This is a genomic window from Algoriella sp. (assembly GCF_036647415.1).
GTDB lineage: Bacteria > Bacteroidota > Bacteroidia > Flavobacteriales > Weeksellaceae > Empedobacter.
In genome coordinates, this window is record NZ_JAVXKG010000047.1 from 1 (window position 1) to 17,659 (window position 17,659).

Annotated in this window: 17 protein-coding genes; 11 read left to right on the top strand and 6 right to left on the bottom strand. The window is 30.2% G+C overall.

All coding sequences use genetic code 11. From position 1 onward, the window contains the following. Together RSC72_RS14545 and RSC72_RS14550 are read left to right on the top strand one after the other, a co-directional pair. On the top strand, positions 1-291 hold a 291-nt coding region (locus tag RSC72_RS14545; protein ID WP_332578598.1), incomplete at its 5' end, for a His/Gly/Thr/Pro-type tRNA ligase C-terminal domain-containing protein. Between the two features lie 154 nt (positions 292-445). Continuing rightward, on the top strand, positions 446-787 hold the full coding sequence (locus tag RSC72_RS14550) for a phage holin family protein (protein WP_332545318.1): 342 nt from the start codon (positions 446-448) through the stop codon (positions 785-787). A 48-nt stretch (positions 788-835) separates the two neighbouring features. Here the strand turns inward: RSC72_RS14550 and RSC72_RS14555 are convergent, their stop codons facing one another. Beyond that, positions 836-1,855, bottom strand: coding sequence for a helix-turn-helix transcriptional regulator (locus tag RSC72_RS14555; RefSeq protein WP_332545316.1), 1,020 nt, complete (start codon positions 1,853-1,855; stop codon positions 836-838). An 844-nt stretch (positions 1,856-2,699) separates the two neighbouring features. Here RSC72_RS14555 and RSC72_RS14560 point away from each other — a divergent pair. Together RSC72_RS14560 and RSC72_RS14565 are read left to right on the top strand one after the other, a co-directional pair. After that, a complete protein-coding gene (locus RSC72_RS14560; RefSeq protein ID WP_332545315.1) occupies positions 2,700-3,791 on the top strand; it encodes a slipin family protein in 1,092 nt (363 codons plus the stop codon). After that, the gene (locus RSC72_RS14565) at positions 3,788-4,543 is read left to right on the top strand and encodes a nucleotidyltransferase domain-containing protein (protein ID WP_332545313.1); all 756 of its coding nucleotides are present in this window, start codon (positions 3,788-3,790) and stop codon (positions 4,541-4,543) included. Before RSC72_RS14560 ends, RSC72_RS14565 begins: the two co-directional genes overlap by 4 nt. 3 nt (positions 4,544-4,546) lie before the next feature. Here the strand turns inward: RSC72_RS14565 and RSC72_RS14570 are convergent, their stop codons facing one another. Beyond that, positions 4,547-4,831, bottom strand: a complete 285-nt coding sequence (locus RSC72_RS14570; RefSeq protein WP_332545311.1) for a DUF6150 family protein — start codon at positions 4,829-4,831, stop codon at positions 4,547-4,549. 105 nt (positions 4,832-4,936) lie between these two features. On the opposite strand from RSC72_RS14570, the gene RSC72_RS14575 reads away from it, so the two are divergent. Next, on the top strand, positions 4,937-5,998 hold the full coding sequence (locus tag RSC72_RS14575) for a DNA polymerase beta superfamily protein (protein WP_332545309.1): 1,062 nt from the start codon (positions 4,937-4,939) through the stop codon (positions 5,996-5,998). Further along, positions 5,991-7,433 (top strand): RtcB family protein, encoded by a 1,443-nt coding sequence (locus tag RSC72_RS14580; RefSeq protein WP_332565892.1) that lies wholly within the window; start codon positions 5,991-5,993, stop codon positions 7,431-7,433. The genes RSC72_RS14575 and RSC72_RS14580 overlap by 8 nt, the downstream gene beginning before the upstream one ends. A gap of 45 nt (positions 7,434-7,478) precedes the next feature. Here RSC72_RS14580 and RSC72_RS14585 read toward each other — a convergent pair whose 3' ends face one another. Beyond that, complete coding sequence (locus RSC72_RS14585; RefSeq protein WP_332545307.1) at positions 7,479-7,922, bottom strand: hypothetical protein; 444 nt, start codon at positions 7,920-7,922, stop codon at positions 7,479-7,481. 291 nt (positions 7,923-8,213) lie between these two features. Between RSC72_RS14585 and RSC72_RS14590 the strand changes: the two genes are divergently transcribed. Then, positions 8,214-9,170, top strand: a complete 957-nt coding sequence (locus RSC72_RS14590; protein ID WP_332545305.1) for an isopenicillin N synthase family dioxygenase — start codon at positions 8,214-8,216, stop codon at positions 9,168-9,170. Positions 9,171-9,233: 63 nt separating this feature from the next. Here RSC72_RS14590 and RSC72_RS14595 read toward each other — a convergent pair whose 3' ends face one another. The 3 genes from RSC72_RS14595 to RSC72_RS14605 all read right to left on the bottom strand — a co-directional run bounded on the left by RSC72_RS14595 (position 9,234) and on the right by RSC72_RS14605 (position 12,144). Next, positions 9,234-9,680, bottom strand: a complete 447-nt coding sequence (locus tag RSC72_RS14595; protein WP_332545303.1) for a hypothetical protein — start codon at positions 9,678-9,680, stop codon at positions 9,234-9,236. Positions 9,681-9,809: 129 nt separating this feature from the next. After that, positions 9,810-10,382 (bottom strand): hypothetical protein, encoded by a 573-nt coding sequence (locus tag RSC72_RS14600; RefSeq protein WP_332545302.1) that lies wholly within the window; start codon positions 10,380-10,382, stop codon positions 9,810-9,812. Positions 10,383-10,848: 466 nt separating this feature from the next. After that, on the bottom strand, positions 10,849-12,144 hold the full coding sequence (locus tag RSC72_RS14605; RefSeq protein ID WP_332545301.1) for a M28 family metallopeptidase: 1,296 nt from the start codon (positions 12,142-12,144) through the stop codon (positions 10,849-10,851). Positions 12,145-12,341: 197 nt separating this feature from the next. On the opposite strand from RSC72_RS14605, the gene RSC72_RS14610 reads away from it, so the two are divergent. The 4 genes from RSC72_RS14610 to RSC72_RS14625 form a co-directional block, all read left to right on the top strand. Next, positions 12,342-13,520 carry a thiolase family protein gene (locus tag RSC72_RS14610; protein ID WP_332545299.1) on the top strand — a complete coding sequence of 393 codons (1,179 nt, stop codon included), beginning with the start codon at positions 12,342-12,344 and terminating at the stop codon, positions 13,518-13,520. 158 nt (positions 13,521-13,678) lie between these two features. Continuing rightward, complete coding sequence (locus tag RSC72_RS14615; protein ID WP_332565895.1) at positions 13,679-14,632, top strand: acetyl-CoA carboxylase carboxyltransferase subunit alpha; 954 nt, start codon at positions 13,679-13,681, stop codon at positions 14,630-14,632. 99 nt (positions 14,633-14,731) lie between these two features. Then, complete coding sequence (gene dnaB, locus RSC72_RS14620; protein WP_332547030.1) at positions 14,732-16,291, top strand: replicative DNA helicase; 1,560 nt, start codon at positions 14,732-14,734, stop codon at positions 16,289-16,291. Between the two features lie 179 nt (positions 16,292-16,470). Next, on the top strand, positions 16,471-17,659 hold a 1,189-nt coding region (locus tag RSC72_RS14625), incomplete at its 3' end, for an aldehyde dehydrogenase family protein (protein WP_332578599.1).

A 17,659-nucleotide genomic window follows, 5' to 3' on the forward strand; every position in this document is an offset into this window, starting at 1 on the left:
CCATTAGTAAAAAAAGATGGTTTACCAGAATTTGCAGAAAAAATCTTGAAAAATTTACGTTTAGATTACAATGTAACGTACGAAGAAAAAGATTCTATCGGAAAACGCTATCGCCGTATGGATGCAATCGGAACACCGATTTGTATTACAGTTGACCACGATTCTTTAGACGATAATTCGGTTACTTTACGTTTCCGTGACACAATGGAGCAAAAACGTGTACACGTTGACGAATTAGCTATAATTATTGATAAGGAAGTAAATATGAAATACCTTTTCGAGCAATTATAATCGAAAAAATAAAATATTTTTTAAAAGCTCAGAGTTTATCTGAGCTTTTTTATTTTCTATTATTTTAAAAAAAATGAATATAAATTACATGAAAAATTTAATTTGGCAGAACTTTTGCACCCATTCTATTAATTAACAATCTTAAAAAAATATTATGAGCTTTATTATTAATCTTTTGGTCTCAGCATTAGTCGTTTTTGGATTAGCAAACATTTTACCAGGTGTATCTATTAAAGGTTATGTTTCTGCAATCCTTGTAGCATTAGTTATCGGACTTTTAAATGCTGTTGTAAGACCTATTTTATCATTTATCAGTATACCTGTAACAATCTTAACTTTAGGTTTATTTTCGTTTGTAATAACGGCTATAATTATTTTATTAGCAAGTGCAATAATGGGAGACAGTTTTCATGTAGATGGTTTTTGGTACGCATTATTGTTTGGTGTAGTTTTAGGAATCGTAAATTCAATAATTGGTGGAATGTTAGGAGACTAACTTCTACTTAAAACATAAAAAAAGAGTTTCAATATTGAAACTCTTTTTTTATTTCTTGTAAAATTCTACTGCTTTCTCAAGTCTTCGTTTTATATTTCTTTTCAATAATCGTGGCGCAAGTATTTCTATTTCTTCACCAAAACCTAAAAACTCTCGTTCTAATTCAAAATTATGAATCACATCTATCGAAAACAATGTTCCATTCTCTGTTTCTTCCAATAATTTTTGTGTCGCATGAATCGGTTTTGTCACAACATACGGTGCTAATTTATTCGTGACTCTAAAAACCACACGTTGCTCCCTATCTTTTAGCGTTTTCGTCACACCCAAAACATTTTCATAATAACGATCAAAATCCAATTCTGGCGCATCAACAAAAGGCTCATTTGCTAATTCATAAAACTCTACAATTCTATCTAATGCCAACGTATAAAGCACTTTATTTTTACGCGATTTAACCAACAAAAACCAGCGATTACGGTACTCTTTCAGCAAATAAGGATAATAAATCGCCTGCATAGGTTCTTGCTTTTTTGATTGAAATGATTGATAAGAAATCAATAACGCTTGTTTTTTCACAATTGCTTGATACAAACGATTTAGATGTTCCAAACCTTTCAATAAAGGATTTTCTTCAAACTGAATATAATTTGTTTGTTGTGGATTTTTTTTAGAAAGATTATTCTCCAAACGCGTAATAATCTCGTTCATATCATCAAAATAATTGAAACCATTCAGTTGTTTCATTACCGAAATTACTTCTTTCATTTTATCTAAATCCGCAGAAGAAACTGGCGAATTATGAATCGAAAATTCTGTATCCTCATATTCGTAATATTTCCTATCAACCACAACAATTGGCGCATTATAACCCAATTTTTCACTACGCATCACTTGTATATCGCCTTGTATCGTACGTTTCGAAACACCCGAAGTTATTCCCTCATACTCGTACAACGCTTCAGAAACTTTCTCTATCAAATCTTCTAAAGTCCATTTCCTGAACTGATTTTGCAAACATTTATCAATTGTTTGATACCGAATTAATGCAATTTTATTCGTTGCCATAGCAAATTTATTTGTTTAATATTACGAATTCGCCTACAACTACGCAATCTATTTGCGTAGGAAATTTAAATTCAAGAAAAACTATAATTATTTACAGTTTTATTTAATTTAAAATCAATTATTTATAAAATAATTTCAAAATAATTTATACTACGCAAATCATTCGCACTCTTCTACTCCAACTTTGTCAAAGGTTTAACAACCAAATAATTTTAATTATTCCTTGACAAATGTTTCAGTATAGCATTGTAGTAGAAAATGTTTCATTACTTCTATTCTGAATAATTAAAATTACCATAATTGATGGGTCGTAGGTTCGAATCCTACTTTCAGTCTTTGGCTGAAATAACTCAGTGGTTAGAGTAATCAAACAGACTTTTAATCTGTTTATCGCCCGAAAGGGTACCATTAGAAACAAAAAGCTAAAAAGTTTTCTTTTCGAATGGAGAATTTATTTCGTAGAAATGAATTTGAAATAAGATCAAAAACTTGCTTAAAACCTGAATTAGATTCTTTGAAAGATGATTGATTTTCAACTTAATTATTCGATTTAAAACTATTTTTTTTTGAACGAATGAATTAAAATAAATCTCAAAATAAGCTTTTCAAACATCCAATTCCGTTTTGAAAAAGGAAAATAATTTAGCTTTTTTAATTAAAAAAACAATAGAAAAAGATTCTTCTATAAAGTCAGAATGACAATTAATTACTTGTCATTTCGACAAAGGAGAAATCTAAAAAAATATAACAAATCATCATTCTGAACTCGTTTCAGAGCCATATAATATATTCTTCGACAGGCTCAGAATGACAAAAATAATAAAAACCTATAAAAAATATAGACATGAAAAAATTAGCAATCAACAACCAAGAAATCGGTTTAGCAATAAAAAATAACGAAGTAAAAAACATTTACACAAAAGGAAATTATTGGATTTTATTCAATAAAAACATCGAAAAATTTGATATAAACGAAATTATCGATTCGAAATTTCATTCAATGATTTTAGAAAATGAAACATTGAAAGAAATGGTCGATTTTATCGAAGTGTTGCACAACGAAGTATTGATTGTGTACAAAAACAATCAATTTCACGATTCATTTTACAATAAAAATATAATGATTTGGAAAAATTCAACTCAATTAAAAACGATGAAATTTGATTTGAATTCAACAGACGAAATCAAGAATTTATCAAAACGAGAAATCGATATTTTGAGAAAATCTGGTGCTATTCGTATCATTTCGGTTTCGCCATATTTCGAAGGAATTTTATTCAAAGACAACAAATTTGATCAAGTTGTAAAAGCTGGCGACTTGTATTTTTATAACAACGAAACAAAAATTTCAGTTGTAACATACGATATGCGTCCACAAACAATCGAAATTTCTGGACAAGAAATCTTGACAAAAGATAAAGCTCAATTGCGAATCAATTTTATGGTAAATTATCAAATAATTGATTTAATAAAAGCTTATCAAGCGAACAAAGATTTCGAAAAAATGATTTATCAAGCGATTCAATTAGGTTTGAGAGAATTTATTGGAAATATGAATTTTGATGAATTGATGTCAGATAAAAATTCGGTTTCGGATTATATCATGCAAAAATATCAAAATCAGTTTGCTGAAATTGGTTTGAAATTGAAAGAAACTGGAATGAAAGATATCATTTTACCAGGTGAAATAAGAGAAATTATGAACCGTGTTTTGATTGCCGAAAAAACGGCTCAAGCAAATTCTATCATGCGTCGTGAAGAAACAGCTTCGACAAGAAGTTTGCTAAACACAGCTAAATTGATGGAAGAAAACGAAACTTTATGGAAATTGAAAGAGATGGAATACATCGAAAAAATTGCAGATAAAGTAGGTGAAATCTCAATTTCTGGAGGATCAAATGTATTGAATGAATTAAAAACAATGTTTACGAAATGAAATCAACTATAATAGATAAATTAAAAACAATAGAAAACGAACACAAAATAGATATTCTATTTGCAGTAGAATCTGGAAGTCGCGCTTGGGGCTTCCCTTCTACAGACAGCGATTACGATGTTCGTTTTATATACAAACGAAGAGTTGAAGATTATTTAAAGATAAATGAAATAGATGATTTTATCGATTTCGAGATAGAAAATGAATTAGATTTTAAGGCATGGGATATACAAAAAGTTTTACGACTAATGCTAAAATCAAACGCAAGTATTCTTGAATATTTACAATCTCCGATTCATTATATAATAAATGAAGCATTTGAAAAAGAGCTTTTTGATTTGGCTGAATCACAATTCAATCCACAAAAAGTTGCTCGACATTATTTGGGAATTACAACAAGAAAATTGATTGAAATTGAACATTCAAATAAATTAAATTTAAAAAACTTATTTTATGCTTTACGTTCGGTTTTAGCTGCGAAATGGATTATTGAAGAAAAAACACTTCCGCCAATGGAATTCAAAAAGCTTGATTATTTAATTAAAAATGAATCAATTTCAGCGAAAATTAAAGATTATTTGAAATTAAAATATACAGTTGACGAAAGTTTTCTAATTTCAAAAGATACTGAATTAATCAATTGGATTATTGAATTGAATGAAAATCTGAAATCCAAAACAGAATTTCTTCCTAAAATAGAATTTGATAAAAAACGAATTGATGATTTTTTCTTAAAAATAATTGGAGCATAAGAGCTACTTAAGTAAGTATTTTTTATTTTCATTTCTCCAGCCTGCTCGACTAGCATTTACATAGTATATTTTAAGATCTGCTTGACTGGCATACGATACAAAGTAAATTTTATTTTTTGCCTGACTAGCATATTTAGTAAAAAACCATTTACCACTATTGCTATCAGCTTGACTTTGATACTTTGCTTTATAAACTTTTAAATCGGCTTGACTTTCATAATTGACAACAAAAATTTTAATCTCGGCTTGACTAGCATATTTTGTAACAAATACTGTTTGAGCACTCATAATATTAACAATTAGAAAACTAAAGAAGAAAAGTATATATTTCATCATATTCAAGATTAAATCAACCATAAGCTACAAAATCTTAATGAGAAAAACAATTGCAAAATGAAACTAACTATAGAAGATCTAAAAAATCAAAACTTGATTTTATTTGAATGTATAAGCGGAAGTAAAGCCTATAATTTGGCGACTAAAAATTCGGATACCGATATTCGTGGAGTTTTTTATTTACCAAAAAAAGAATTTTATAGTTTAGACTATCAGCCACAAATTAGCAACGAAACAAATGATATTGTGTATTACGAAATTGGACGTTTTATAGAACTATTATTAAAAAATAATCCAAGTTGTTTGGAAATTCTTGCAACACCAGATGAATTTGTACTGCAAAAATCAGATTTGATGAATGAACTAAATTATAAAGATTTTGTTACAAATAATATCGAAAAAACATTTGTTGGATATGCGTTAAGTCAAATTAAAAAAGCAAAAGGATTAAATAAAAAATTTCTTAACCCGATAGATAAAAAAAGAAAAACGGTTTTAGATTTCTGTTTTATTATTATCGAAAATAAAACTATATCAATCAAAAATTGGCTTACAGATAATTTACTCAAACAAGAATATTGTGGCTTAAGCAAAATCAATCATACAAAGGATTTATTTGCGCTTTATTACAATGAAAATTTGAATTATAAAGGAATTATCAAAAATGATTCTAATGATGATGTTCGATTAAGTGAAGTTCCCGAAAATGAAAAACCTGTTGCTTATTTCACGTTCTTGAAAGATGAATACTCAACTTATTGTAAACAATATATCGAATATTGGGAATGGATGGAATTGAGAAACGAAGACCGATACACAACAAATATTGAACATGGTAAAAATTATGACAGCAAAAACATGATGCACACCATTCGTTTGCTAAAAGTTGCGAAAGAATTGCTAGAAACTGGACATCTTAATGTAAAACGAATAGATGATCGTGAAGAATTACTATCAATAAAAAATGGTGATTTCACTTATGAAGAAGTTATAAAAATGGCTAATAATCTTCAAAAAGAAATTGAAAAATTAGCTAAAATGACGCAATTAAAAGATGAAATCGATTATTCAAAAATCGAGAAATTTTTAATCAACTTAAGAACAAAATTATATGAATAATACAACTCAAAATAAACCAATTAATGGAAATAGTTTAATCGAAATTGGTTATCCTGAAAACGAAATTTTAGGAATTGCTTTAAAAATCAATAAAAAAAGAACTGGCTTTACAAAAGCTGAAATGCTTGATAAATATGCACAAGTCATGTCTTCTCCACAAGATTTCACGGAAGATAAAATTTTCAAATCGCTGGCTGAAGCTTTTATTAATGGTATTCATTTACCTAAAATTGACGAAGAGATAATTCCATTAAATGAAAATCCAAAAGAGTTTAAAATATATGGAATAGAAAAAATTGAAGATGGTGCACTAAACCAAATGAAAATTGCGATGCAATTACCTGTAACAGTTGCAGGTGCTTTAATGCCCGATGCGCATCAAGGTTATGGCTTGCCAATTGGTGGTGTTTTGGCTACAAAAAATGCAATAATTCCGTACGGAGTTGGTGTAGATATCGGCTGTAGAATGGCACTTTCTATATACGATTTACCTGCTTCACATTATTTTGAACATCATGATATTTTAAAAGAAACCTTGATGAAAAACACAAAATTTGGTGCAGGACATGGATTTCATGGAAAATACAAAGCAGAACATCACGTTTTAGATGATTCAAAATTTGAGACAAACTCATTTATCAACAATCTGAAAGATAAAGCTTGGTCACAATTAGGTTCTTCTGGTGGTGGAAATCATTTTGTAGAATTTGGTTTAATCGATTTTAAAGAAGATGATAAAAAATTAAACATCAAAAAAGGTTCATATTTAGCTTTATTAACACATTCTGGATCGAGAGGTTTTGGCGCTACAATTGCAGGTCATTATACTAAAATTGCAAAAGATATTTGTAAACTTCCGTATAATGCAAAAAATTTAGCCTACTTAGATTTAGACTCAGAAGCTGGACAAGAATATTGGTTAGCAATGAATTTGGCAGGTGAATACGCTTCGGCTTGTCACGAAATCATACATCAAAAAATTACAAAAGAATTGGGTGCTGAAGTTTTAGCTAAAATAGAAAATCATCATAATTTTGCTTGGAAAGAAATCTACAACAACGAAGAAGTTATTGTGCACAGAAAAGGCGCTACACCAGCCTCCAAAGATGTGATGGGAATTATTCCGGGTTCTATGACAGCTCCAGGTTTTTTAGTTCGTGGAAACGGAGAAGAAAACTCTATAAATTCTGCTTCTCACGGAGCTGGACGTCAGATGAGCCGGACACAAGCTATCAAATCATTATCACAAAATAAGATTAATGATTATTTGAATGATTTTGGAATTACATTAATTGGTAGTGGAAAAGATGAAGCGCCAATGGCTTACAAAGACATCCATGAAGTGATGAATGCGCAACAAGATTTAGTAGACGTTGTTGCTACTTTTACTCCAAAAATGGTACGAATGGCTGATGATGGATCCAAAGAAGATTGAAAAATAACCTCCGTTCTAAATGAATGGAGGATTTTCTTTAAAAATCTAACTTCTTACAAACATGTATTGAAAAGGTATTTTAACTTTCATTTCAACAAAATTTCCATTATTGTCTTTAGCTGGTATTATCTTATGTCTACCTATAAAAATTCTCTCATTTAATCTAATTAATGATTTTTCGAGAATATCTTTTGTATCCTCACTTCCTTCAAACTCAGAAATCGAAATAACACCATTTATATCAAAAACAAGCAAAAAAATTGCTTTCATATGATAATTCGTCATAATATTTCTTGATCTTAATTCGGTACCAATCATTTTATAAAAATCTTTCTTAAAATTAATTTTAAAACAATTCAACAATTCATCAGAACTTTTATCATCTATTTTTTTACATTGTAAATAGACTAAAGGAGTTTTTATTTTTTGTTGACTAAATAAAAAAGTATAATTAAAAAGAAGAAAAAAAAGTAATAAATATTTTCTCATAAGTACAAACTCTAATTAATTAAAGATAACTTAAATACAAACGTAAAACTATAATCATTAACTATCAACAAATTATAATTAATCAAAATAATCTATATTATTAGAGTTTTACATTTTCTTGAAACAAATAATTAAAATACTATATATCAATAAAATAATTAATAAAAACATTTAAATCACTCTTTATTTATTCAATACAATAGTTTGATTAAAAAGTTATCAACAAAATTATTCACAAAAGAAATGTTTAGCTACATTTGCAGAACATTTATAACTAAATAGTACAAACAAATGTCACAAAACGGAATACCATCAGTTAATCTTGCCGATTTTTTATCTGAAGATCCAGCAAGAAAACAAAAATTTGTCAACGAAATTGGAAAAGCTTACGAAGAAATTGGATTTGTTGCTTTGAAAGGACATTTCTTATCAGATGAGTTAGTCGATAATTTATACAATAGCGTTCGCCAATTTTACGCTTTACCTACAGAAACAAAACAAAGTTATATTGTAGAAGGTATTGGTGGACAACGCGGATACACAGCTTTCGGAAACGAACATGCAAAAGGAAGCAAAGTTGGTGATTTGAAAGAATTTTGGCATTTTGGACAATATGTTTCAGAAGAAGAAAAAGCAAAATACAATTATCCTGAAAATATTTCGGTAACAGAAGTACCAGCTTTTACAGAATATGGAGAAGAAACGTACAAACAATTAGAAAAAACTGGCGTTTACGTTTTACGTGCTTTAGCAATTTTCTTAGGTTTGAACGAATTTTATTTTGATGATAAAGTAAAAAACGGAAACTCAATTTTAAGAGCTATTCACTATCCACCAATTACAGAAGAACCTAAAGAAGGTGCTGTACGTGCAGGTGCACACGGCGATATCAATTTGATTACATTGTTAATGGGTGCGCAAGGTCGCGGATTACAAGTACAACGTCACGATGGTACTTGGGTTGATGCTATTGCAGAAGATGATGAATTAGTAATTAATGTTGGAGATATGTTATCTCGTCATACAAATAATCGTTTAAAATCGACTATTCACCGTGTAGTTAATCCAGATCGCGAATTATGGGGATCTTCACGTTTCTCTATTCCTTTCTTTATGCATCCAGTTTCTGAAATGGATTTATCTGTTTTAGAGGACTGTATTGACGAAAATAATCCAAAACAATACGAAGATATTACAGCTGGAGATTTTTTAACACAGCGTTTAAGAGAAATTGGTTTAATAAAATAAACCATATTTAATCTATTTATTTCATACGAAAAGAGAGTTGACTAGTCAACTCTCTTTTCTTTTTTACATGCCTTTTACGTACATGTTGTAGTTAAAAACGTCCAAACAAAGTAAGGTGTATTTATAATCGTTTTTATTAATATTAACCTCCAAAATAGAATCAGAATTATAAAAACGTATTTTTAAATTATCATTTTTGTCTAATAACAAATAAATAGAAGAAATGGTTGGTCTAATTTCACTCATCCAATTTCTTAGTAAATCTGATGAATCTTTTATCAACTGAAAACGTTGAAAATAATCTTCAAAAAATTGCTCCATTCGTTGTACTTGTGTCAACCTATCCAATTCACGATACAAGTCTATAAAAACACATAACTTTTCTCGTCTAGGACAAACACATGGAAAAGGATGTTCTTCGTTATAAAACCATCTTTGCCATTTTTTACACGTTGTTTCATCAATCGCTTGTCTAAACTGGTCTTCATACTTAAGCAGCCACCAATTCATACGGCAAATCCTAAGATTACCTTTAGATAATTGGATAAGTTCGTCAATATAAGAACCAACATTTAACATCGATGATAAAATTAATAATTAATTGTATCATGCTAATTTACAAAATTATAACAGAATATTTTATGGTTTTAAAAATAATTTTTCGAAGTTAATTATCTTAAATTTCTCATCTATAGTAAACTGATAAAAATAAAATTGTTCTTTCATTATTTTATTCTTCATTCGTACATTACGAACTGGAATTAATAAACTAAATTGAAACGACTTTGCTTGTTCAAAATGACTAACAGCTGCAAAATAAATAAGATTATACCACTGATCTATTGGCGCGTAAATACCATAAAAATCGGGATATAATGCATCTTCATGATTTTTATAAACATTGGTTAAAGTAAAACGATCAATTTCTATTTTCTCAACACATTTGAACGGAGAAGATTTTCCACAGAACTTAAAATCTTTTTCATATTTCACCGAATCCAATTTCAGTCCGAATTCATCCATCTTATAATCCTGAAATTTATTTATTGTAGGATCTATCACAATTTGTTTATTTGGATAGGCTAAATTCTGCTTGTAAATATCTTTCAGAATTGTATCATAAATTTTAACACGAATTTCATTTGGATTAACTTTTTGCGCATCAACACATAAAGAAGTGGCAATAAAAAAAACACTTAGTAAATATTTCATTTCAATAAATTTGGTTCAAAGTTTGTAAATATATTAAACAACTTTAAATAATTTATCGTTTAAAGTTGAGTTTTAAACCGATAAAATTCAACTTTAAGTGATTTTCTTCTTTATTACATTGTTAACCTTATGTTAAATTAAGGTTTTTTACGATATTCTAAAATGCATTATTGTTTCATTGTAATACAATACAAATCAACAACATAAACGAAAACAAATATTTCTGATAGTTTTTAACTATCATTGTAATAGATAAAACCTTTTATCATTTCTTCATTTCAGACAAAAAAGTTGGACATTTGCAGTGTCAAATAATTTATTCATAGATAGTAATACAGAGTACCAAACGAGTAAGATGAAATGGATCATGAAGTTGAATTAACTCGTACTCTCGTTTACTTTTTAGAGTTTTTTATAGTAGTTTAGGTTGGTTAGTAATCCGTTCTTTTAGAACGGATTATTTTTTTTATAAACTATTTATAAAATCTTTCAACAAGTTAAAAACTTTTGGCGAATAATCCAAATTTAAATTTTCTACTTTATCATTCGGGTCATGATAGTATCCTTTCCCTCCTAACGTATAAATAAAAAACGACGGAACTCCTTTCATATAAAAAGGACAATGATCAGAATTACAGGATTCTCCACGAATTTTGACTTCTTTCAAATAATTATTTTTCGAATTAATTTTGACTAAATCATTATATTTTTTCTGAAAAATTTTTCCATTTACCACCTGAATCCCTTGGTCTCCTGCGCCCATAATATCTAAATTTACCAAAAACTTGATTTGTTTCAAATCAAAAAGTGGATGATTTACATAATAATCTGCGCCTAAAATACCAGCTTCTTCACCAGCAAATGCCATAAAAACAGTTTTGTATTCAGGTTTATTTTCTGAATAATATTTTATCAAACTCATCAACATCGCTGTTCCGCTTGCATTATCGCTCGCACCAGGGAAAATTGTAGTTCCTACTTTCCCCAAATGATCGTAATGTGCAGAAATTACCACAACGCTATCATTATTTTTTCCGTCTAAATAACCAATTATATTTTTTGCCAAGAATGAAGGATTTAATTCTGTTTTGATAGAAAAATCATTCATCTTCATATTTTTCGAATAATATTTGTCCGAAATAATAAATTCTGAAATTGTTGATTGGCGTTGACTAAGACTAGACGTCAATTTATCGGAAGTAAATCTAAAAATTGCACGATTTTCTGGTTCATTTTTCTCATAAATATTTGCCCATTGCTTGTAATACTTCTTGATAGAATCTACATCTGTAGCTAAAGGAGGCAAAATAATATTTTTTGCCTTTTGTAATTTATCATCTTTTATAATAAAATTTTTCGTCTTTTCTTTGGATTGAAATGATTCTAAATATTCTTTAGTATTCAAAGTATAAAATGCGAGCTTAGACTCTGAAACTGATCGAGAACTTGGCTTTACAATAAAATCTGTTCCATATTTCAATTCTTTACCATCAATTTTTAAGGTTGCATTTTTGATTATATTAATTGGAAATGTAAAACTCTGAGCATAATTATCTGAAAATGATTTTAAACCATTTTTCTTAAATTCATTTTGCAAATAATCGCCTGCTTTATTCATTCCATCTTCCACATATCCTCTTCCAGCAAAAGAATTTGATGTTAATGTATCTAAAACTTCATTAAAATACTTTTTATCAAATATTTGTGCATTAGTTATTAAAATTCCTATCAACCAAAAACTTACAAACAATCTTGTTTTCATCTTCAACATTTTTCCTTTATCATCATTATAAAAATGATTGAGTCAAATATAATTATCATTTTGATAAAAAAAACGAATTATCTATATATAGAATGCAATAAAATCAAATATTCATTAAAAATTAGATTTAATTAACACATTCATATTTTTTATATCTTGCATTTTAAGAAAATTATAAAACAACAAATCACAATTAAATGAAAGAAGTCGTTATTGTTTCAGCTGTTCGTACAGCAATGGGATCATTTTTAGGAAGCTTATCTACAGTTCCTGCTACAGATTTAGGTGCAACAGCTATAAAAGGCGCTTTAGATAAGATTAACCTAGATGCCTCTTTGGTTGATGAAGTATATATGGGTAATGTTTTACAAGCTGGCGTTGGTCAGGCTCCTGCAAAACAAGCTATGATAAAAGCTGGTATTCCAAATACAGTTCCTGCTACTACAGTAAATAAAGTATGTGCTTCTGGTATGAAAGCTGTTATGTTTGCTACACAAGCTATACGTTTAGGTGATGCTGACGTTGTAGTTGCCGGAGGAATGGAAAACATGTCTATGGTTCCTTTTTATTCTCCAAACATGAGAACTGGAAATAAATACGGAAATACAGTTTTATTAGACGGAATTGTAAATGACGGTTTACAAGACTACTATAGCAAAGAAATGATGGGAACTTTTGGAGATTTATGTGCAAAAGAAAACAACATTTCTCGTGAGGAGCAAGATGAATTCGCTATCAACTCATACAAAAAATCGGCTGCAGCATGGCAAGCTGGTAAATTTGATAATGAAGTAGTACCTGTCGAAATTCCTCAACGCAAAGGTGATCCAATCATTTTTAAAGAAGATGAAGAATATAAAAATGTAAACTTTGATAAAGTTCCTGGTTTAAGAGCTGTTTTTACAAAAGATGGTACTGTAACTGCTGCAAATGCATCTACAATTAACGACGGTGCTTCTGCATTAGTATTAATGTCATTAGACAAAGCAAACGAATTAGGTCTAAAACCACTTGCAAAAATCGTTGCTTATGCTGACGCTGCTCACGAACCAGAAAGATTTACAACTGCACCTGCAAAAGCAGTAGAAAAAGTACTAGAAAAAGCAAATATTGCTGGTACAGATGTTGATTTTTGGGAATTTAACGAGGCATTTTCTGTTGTCGGAATCGTGAATACAAAATTATTAAACTTAGACGCTAACAAAATAAATGTAAACGGTGGTGCAGTTTCTATTGGTCATCCACTAGGAAATTCTGGATCAAGAATTTTAGTTACTTTATTGAATGTTTTAGAACAAAATGGCGCTAAAATTGGTGGTGCAGCTATCTGTAATGGTGGTGGTGGTGCATCTGCAATGATTATAGAAAAAATGTAATTTAATTTTAAAATAAATAAAACGTCTATTCTCTGGATAGACGTTTTTTATCTTTTGGAATCAAATTAATTATAAAAAAATCTAAAAAACATTCGACATTTATTATAATTGGCTTAAAAACCTTTTCTATATTTGTTGGATTGAACAAACACTTTTGTATGGAATATTTAGAATTTGAACAACCTATCAAAAATTTAGAAGAACAGTTACAAAGCTGTCAAATAGTTGGTGAAGGAAGCGGAGTTAATATCAAACAAGCTTGTGTTGAAATTGAAATTGCAATTGAAAATAAAAAGAAGGAAATCTATGGTAGTCTAACACCATGGCAACGTGTACAATTATCTCGTCACCCTTCTCGCCCTTATACTTTAGACTACGCTTACGCGATTACAGACAATACTTTTATCGAAATTCATGGAGATAGAACGTTTGCAGATGACAAAGCAATGGTTGGAGGAATTGGAAAAATCAATGGTCAATCTTTTATGATTATTGGACAACAAAAAGGAAAAAACACAAAAGAAAGACAATATCGTCGTTTCGGAATGTCAAATCCTGATGGTTACCGCAAAGCTTTGCGTCTAATGAAATTAGCCGAAAAATTTAACATTCCTGTCTTAACTTTAGTCGACACTCCTGGTGCATATCCTGGTTTAGAAGCAGAAGAACGCGGACAAGGTGAAGCTATTGCAAAAAACATCTACGAAATGTTGAAACTTACCGTTCCTATCATCACAATTGTTATTGGTGAAGGAGCCTCTGGTGGAGCATTAGGTATTGGTGTTGGTAACAAAGTTTTCATGTTAGAAAACACCTGGTATTCTGTAATTTCACCCGAAAACTGTTCTACAATCTTATGGAGAAGTTGGGATTACAAAGAGCAAGCTGCATCTCAAATGAAATTAACTGGTACAGATATGTTAGAATTAGGATTAATTGAAGACATTATCAAAGAACCACTTGGTGGGGCGCATTACAAGCCAGAAGTTGCGTATACTAACCTAAAAAATAAAGTGTTAGAAACGTATAATGAATTAAAAAAATTATCTCCTAAAGAATTACAAACACAACGTCAAGAACGTTTCATTAATTTCGGAGAATATTCAGGATAACACCAATTTTACAATAATAGTTATTGTAAAATATATAAAAATAAAACGAGATATAAGCAATTTTATATCTCGTTTTTTTATCCTAATTTTGAACCTCTTATGGAACAGGCAAATTATAATCCCGAACAATCAGCTAACACTCGCAATGTCATTGGTTTAGAGAAAGGAAAACTTCCTCCTCAAGCTGTTGATTTAGAGCAAGCTGTACTTGGTGCGATGATGATTGACAAAAAAGGTTTAGATGAAGTAATTGACATTCTAACTCCTCAAGTTTTTTATCGTCCAGAACATCAAGCGATTTATACTGTTATTCAAAAATTATTTAATGACTCAGAACCTATTGATTTATTAACGGTTTCGAATGAATTAAAAAGTGAAGGAAAACTAGATCGTGTTGGAGGAGATTATTACCTGATTCAATTAACACAGAAAATATCATCTTCTGCGCATATCGAATATTATGCACGCGTAATACAAGAAAAATATATTTTACGTCGATTAATCGAAATATCAAATCAAGTTATCGAAAAATCTTATGATGATACAGCCGATGTTTTTGATTTATTAGATTATTCAGAAAGTAAATTATTCGAAATTACAGAAGGTGGTATCAAACGTAGTTATTCTGAAGCAAAAACTTTGGTAACCGAAGCTATCGATAAAATTAAAGCACAATCTACCAAAGAAGGTATGAGTGGTTTAGCTTCTGGTTTTACCGAAATTGATAAAATTACTGCAGGCTGGCAAGAATCTGATTTGATTATTTTAGCTGCTCGTCCTGGTATGGGAAAAACTGCATTTATATTATCTATGGCGAAAAATATGGCTGTAGATCGTAATATTCCTGTTGCAGTATTTTCTTTAGAGATGTCTTCTGTTCAGTTAATTACACGTATGATTTCCGGTGAAACAGGAATCCCTGGTGAAAAATTACGTAAGGCAAAATTAGCCGATCATGAATGGAAACAACTTTACACAAAAGTAAAAGGTTTAGAAAACGCACCACTTTATATTGATGACACTCCTGCTCTATCTATTTTTGATTTAAGAGCAAAAGCTCGTCGTTTAGTTTCTCAACATGGTGTAAAAATGATTTTAATTGACTACTTGCAATTAATGACTGCTGGTGGAAAAGCAAATGGAAACCGTGAACAAGAAATCTCTATGATTTCTCGATCATTAAAAGCAATTGCAAAAGAATTAAGTATTCCTGTTATTGCCTTATCACAGTTATCGCGTTCGGTAGAAACACGTGGAGGAAGTAAAAGACCTTTACTTTCGGATTTACGTGAATCTGGTGCCATAGAACAAGATGCCGATATTGTATCATTTATCTACCGTCCAGAATATTATAAACTAGAATATTGGGATGATGAAAGCGAACCTTGTGCTGGTCAAGCAGAATTTATTATTGCAAAACACCGTAATGGTGCATTAGAAAATGTACGTTTACGCTTTATTAACGAACAAGCTAAATTTACCGATTTAGAAACAAATTACGGTAGCGATTTCGAAATTCAGAGTGCGATGAATGATGGAAATTCACAAGAAATGAGCAGTGCAATGAATTTATCAGCGATTAATCCTTCAGATGCTTTTGGTGATTTCGGTAACGAATTTACCAGCTCAATGAATGACGATGACAATCTTCCATTCTAATCAAATAAATTTTATTTAAAATATATCAAAAAAGGAATTGAAAGCTCAATTCCTTTTTTTTATCTCTAATTATCTAAACAATCAATCAATTCTTTAATTAAGATTAGTTTTATTTATACTAAAAGCTTTGTTAGGAACGAGAATTGATACAAATTTGTAATACAAAATATAAGTCAAAAATGGCAAGTTCAATCAGAACATTAAATCCTGCTACAGGAAAAATCGAAAAAGAATTTCAAGCCTATACAAGCGACGAAATCAATCAATATATAGACGAAGCACACGAATTATATCAAACATGGCGATTCGAATCTTTCGAAGAACGAAAAGCTATTATAAAACGTGTTGCAAATGAAATGCGTGTCCAAAAATCTCGTTTAGCAGCGTTAATCACAACCGAAATGGGAAAACCATTATCAGAAAGTGAAATCGAAGTTGAATACAGTGCAAATATCATCGAGTATTATGCAGATAATGCTGCGGAATTTTTAGCTGATACGCAATTAGAAACGGAAAAAGGTACTGCTTATGTGGTTTCTGAACCAATTGGAGTTTTGTTAGGTGTAATGCCATGGAACTTTCCTTTTTCACAAATTGCGCGTTTTGCTGGTCCACACATTATGGCAGGAAATACGGTTGTTCTAAAAACAGCATCTAACATTCCGCAATGTGGTATCGCTTTCGAAGAAATGTTTACCGCAGCTGGTGCACCAAAAGGTTTGTACAAAAATCTATTGGTTTCAGGAAAAGACACAGATTCTATTGTAGAAAATCCTAAAATTGTAGGTGTTTCTCTTACTGGTTCCGAGGCTGCAGGTGCGCAAGTTGCAAGTTTGGCAGGTAAAAATGTGAAACCTTCTGTTTTAGAATTAGGAGGATCTGATCCTATGATTGTTTTAGACGATGCAGACATCGAAAAAGTAATGAATGGTACAATAAATGGTCGTTTACGCAATGCAGGACAAGCTTGTACCTCATCAAAACGCATTATTGTACAAGAAGGTATTTACGATGAATATTTGAAGCAAATTACAGCTTATGTAAACAACATGAAAGTTGGAGATCCTACGCAAGCAGATACTAATATGGGACCTGTAAGTTCGGAAACTGCTTTAGTAAAATTACTTGATCAAGTTAATCAATCAGTAGAAAAAGGTGCGAAAATTGTTTCTGGAGGTAAACGAATTGATCGTGATGGATTCTTTTTAGAGCCAACCATTCTAACAGAAATAAAACCAGGAATGAAAGCCTATGACGAAGAAATTTTTGGTCCAGTAGTTTGTATTTGGAAAGTTAAAGATGCAGAAGAAGCGCTAAAAATTGCAAATGACACGCCTTTTGGTTTAGGTGCATCTATTTATACTAAAA

Bases quoted from the DNA above. Each gene is read 5' to 3' on its own strand.
- RSC72_RS14550 (WP_332545318.1), top strand. From the start codon at position 446: ATGAGCTTTATTATTAATCTTTTGGTCTCAGCATTAGTCGTTTTTGGA.
- RSC72_RS14555 (WP_332545316.1), bottom strand. From the start codon at position 1,855: ATGGCAACGAATAAAATTGCATTAATTCGGTATCAAACAATTGATAAA.
- RSC72_RS14560 (WP_332545315.1), top strand. From the start codon at position 2,700: ATGAAAAAATTAGCAATCAACAACCAAGAAATCGGTTTAGCAATAAAA.
- RSC72_RS14565 (WP_332545313.1), top strand. From the start codon at position 3,788: ATGAAATCAACTATAATAGATAAATTAAAAACAATAGAAAACGAACAC.
- RSC72_RS14570 (WP_332545311.1), bottom strand. From the start codon at position 4,831: ATGAGTGCTCAAACAGTATTTGTTACAAAATATGCTAGTCAAGCCGAG.
- RSC72_RS14575 (WP_332545309.1), top strand. From the start codon at position 4,937: ATGAAACTAACTATAGAAGATCTAAAAAATCAAAACTTGATTTTATTT.
- RSC72_RS14580 (WP_332565892.1), top strand. From the start codon at position 5,991: ATGAATAATACAACTCAAAATAAACCAATTAATGGAAATAGTTTAATC.
- RSC72_RS14585 (WP_332545307.1), bottom strand. From the start codon at position 7,922: ATGAGAAAATATTTATTACTTTTTTTTCTTCTTTTTAATTATACTTTT.
- RSC72_RS14590 (WP_332545305.1), top strand. From the start codon at position 8,214: ATGTCACAAAACGGAATACCATCAGTTAATCTTGCCGATTTTTTATCT.
- RSC72_RS14595 (WP_332545303.1), bottom strand. From the start codon at position 9,680: ATGAATTGGTGGCTGCTTAAGTATGAAGACCAGTTTAGACAAGCGATT.
- RSC72_RS14600 (WP_332545302.1), bottom strand. From the start codon at position 10,382: ATGAAATATTTACTAAGTGTTTTTTTTATTGCCACTTCTTTATGTGTT.
- RSC72_RS14605 (WP_332545301.1), bottom strand. From the start codon at position 12,144: ATGAAAACAAGATTGTTTGTAAGTTTTTGGTTGATAGGAATTTTAATA.
- RSC72_RS14610 (WP_332545299.1), top strand. From the start codon at position 12,342: ATGAAAGAAGTCGTTATTGTTTCAGCTGTTCGTACAGCAATGGGATCA.
- RSC72_RS14615 (WP_332565895.1), top strand. From the start codon at position 13,679: ATGGAATATTTAGAATTTGAACAACCTATCAAAAATTTAGAAGAACAG.
- dnaB (WP_332547030.1), top strand. From the start codon at position 14,732: ATGGAACAGGCAAATTATAATCCCGAACAATCAGCTAACACTCGCAAT.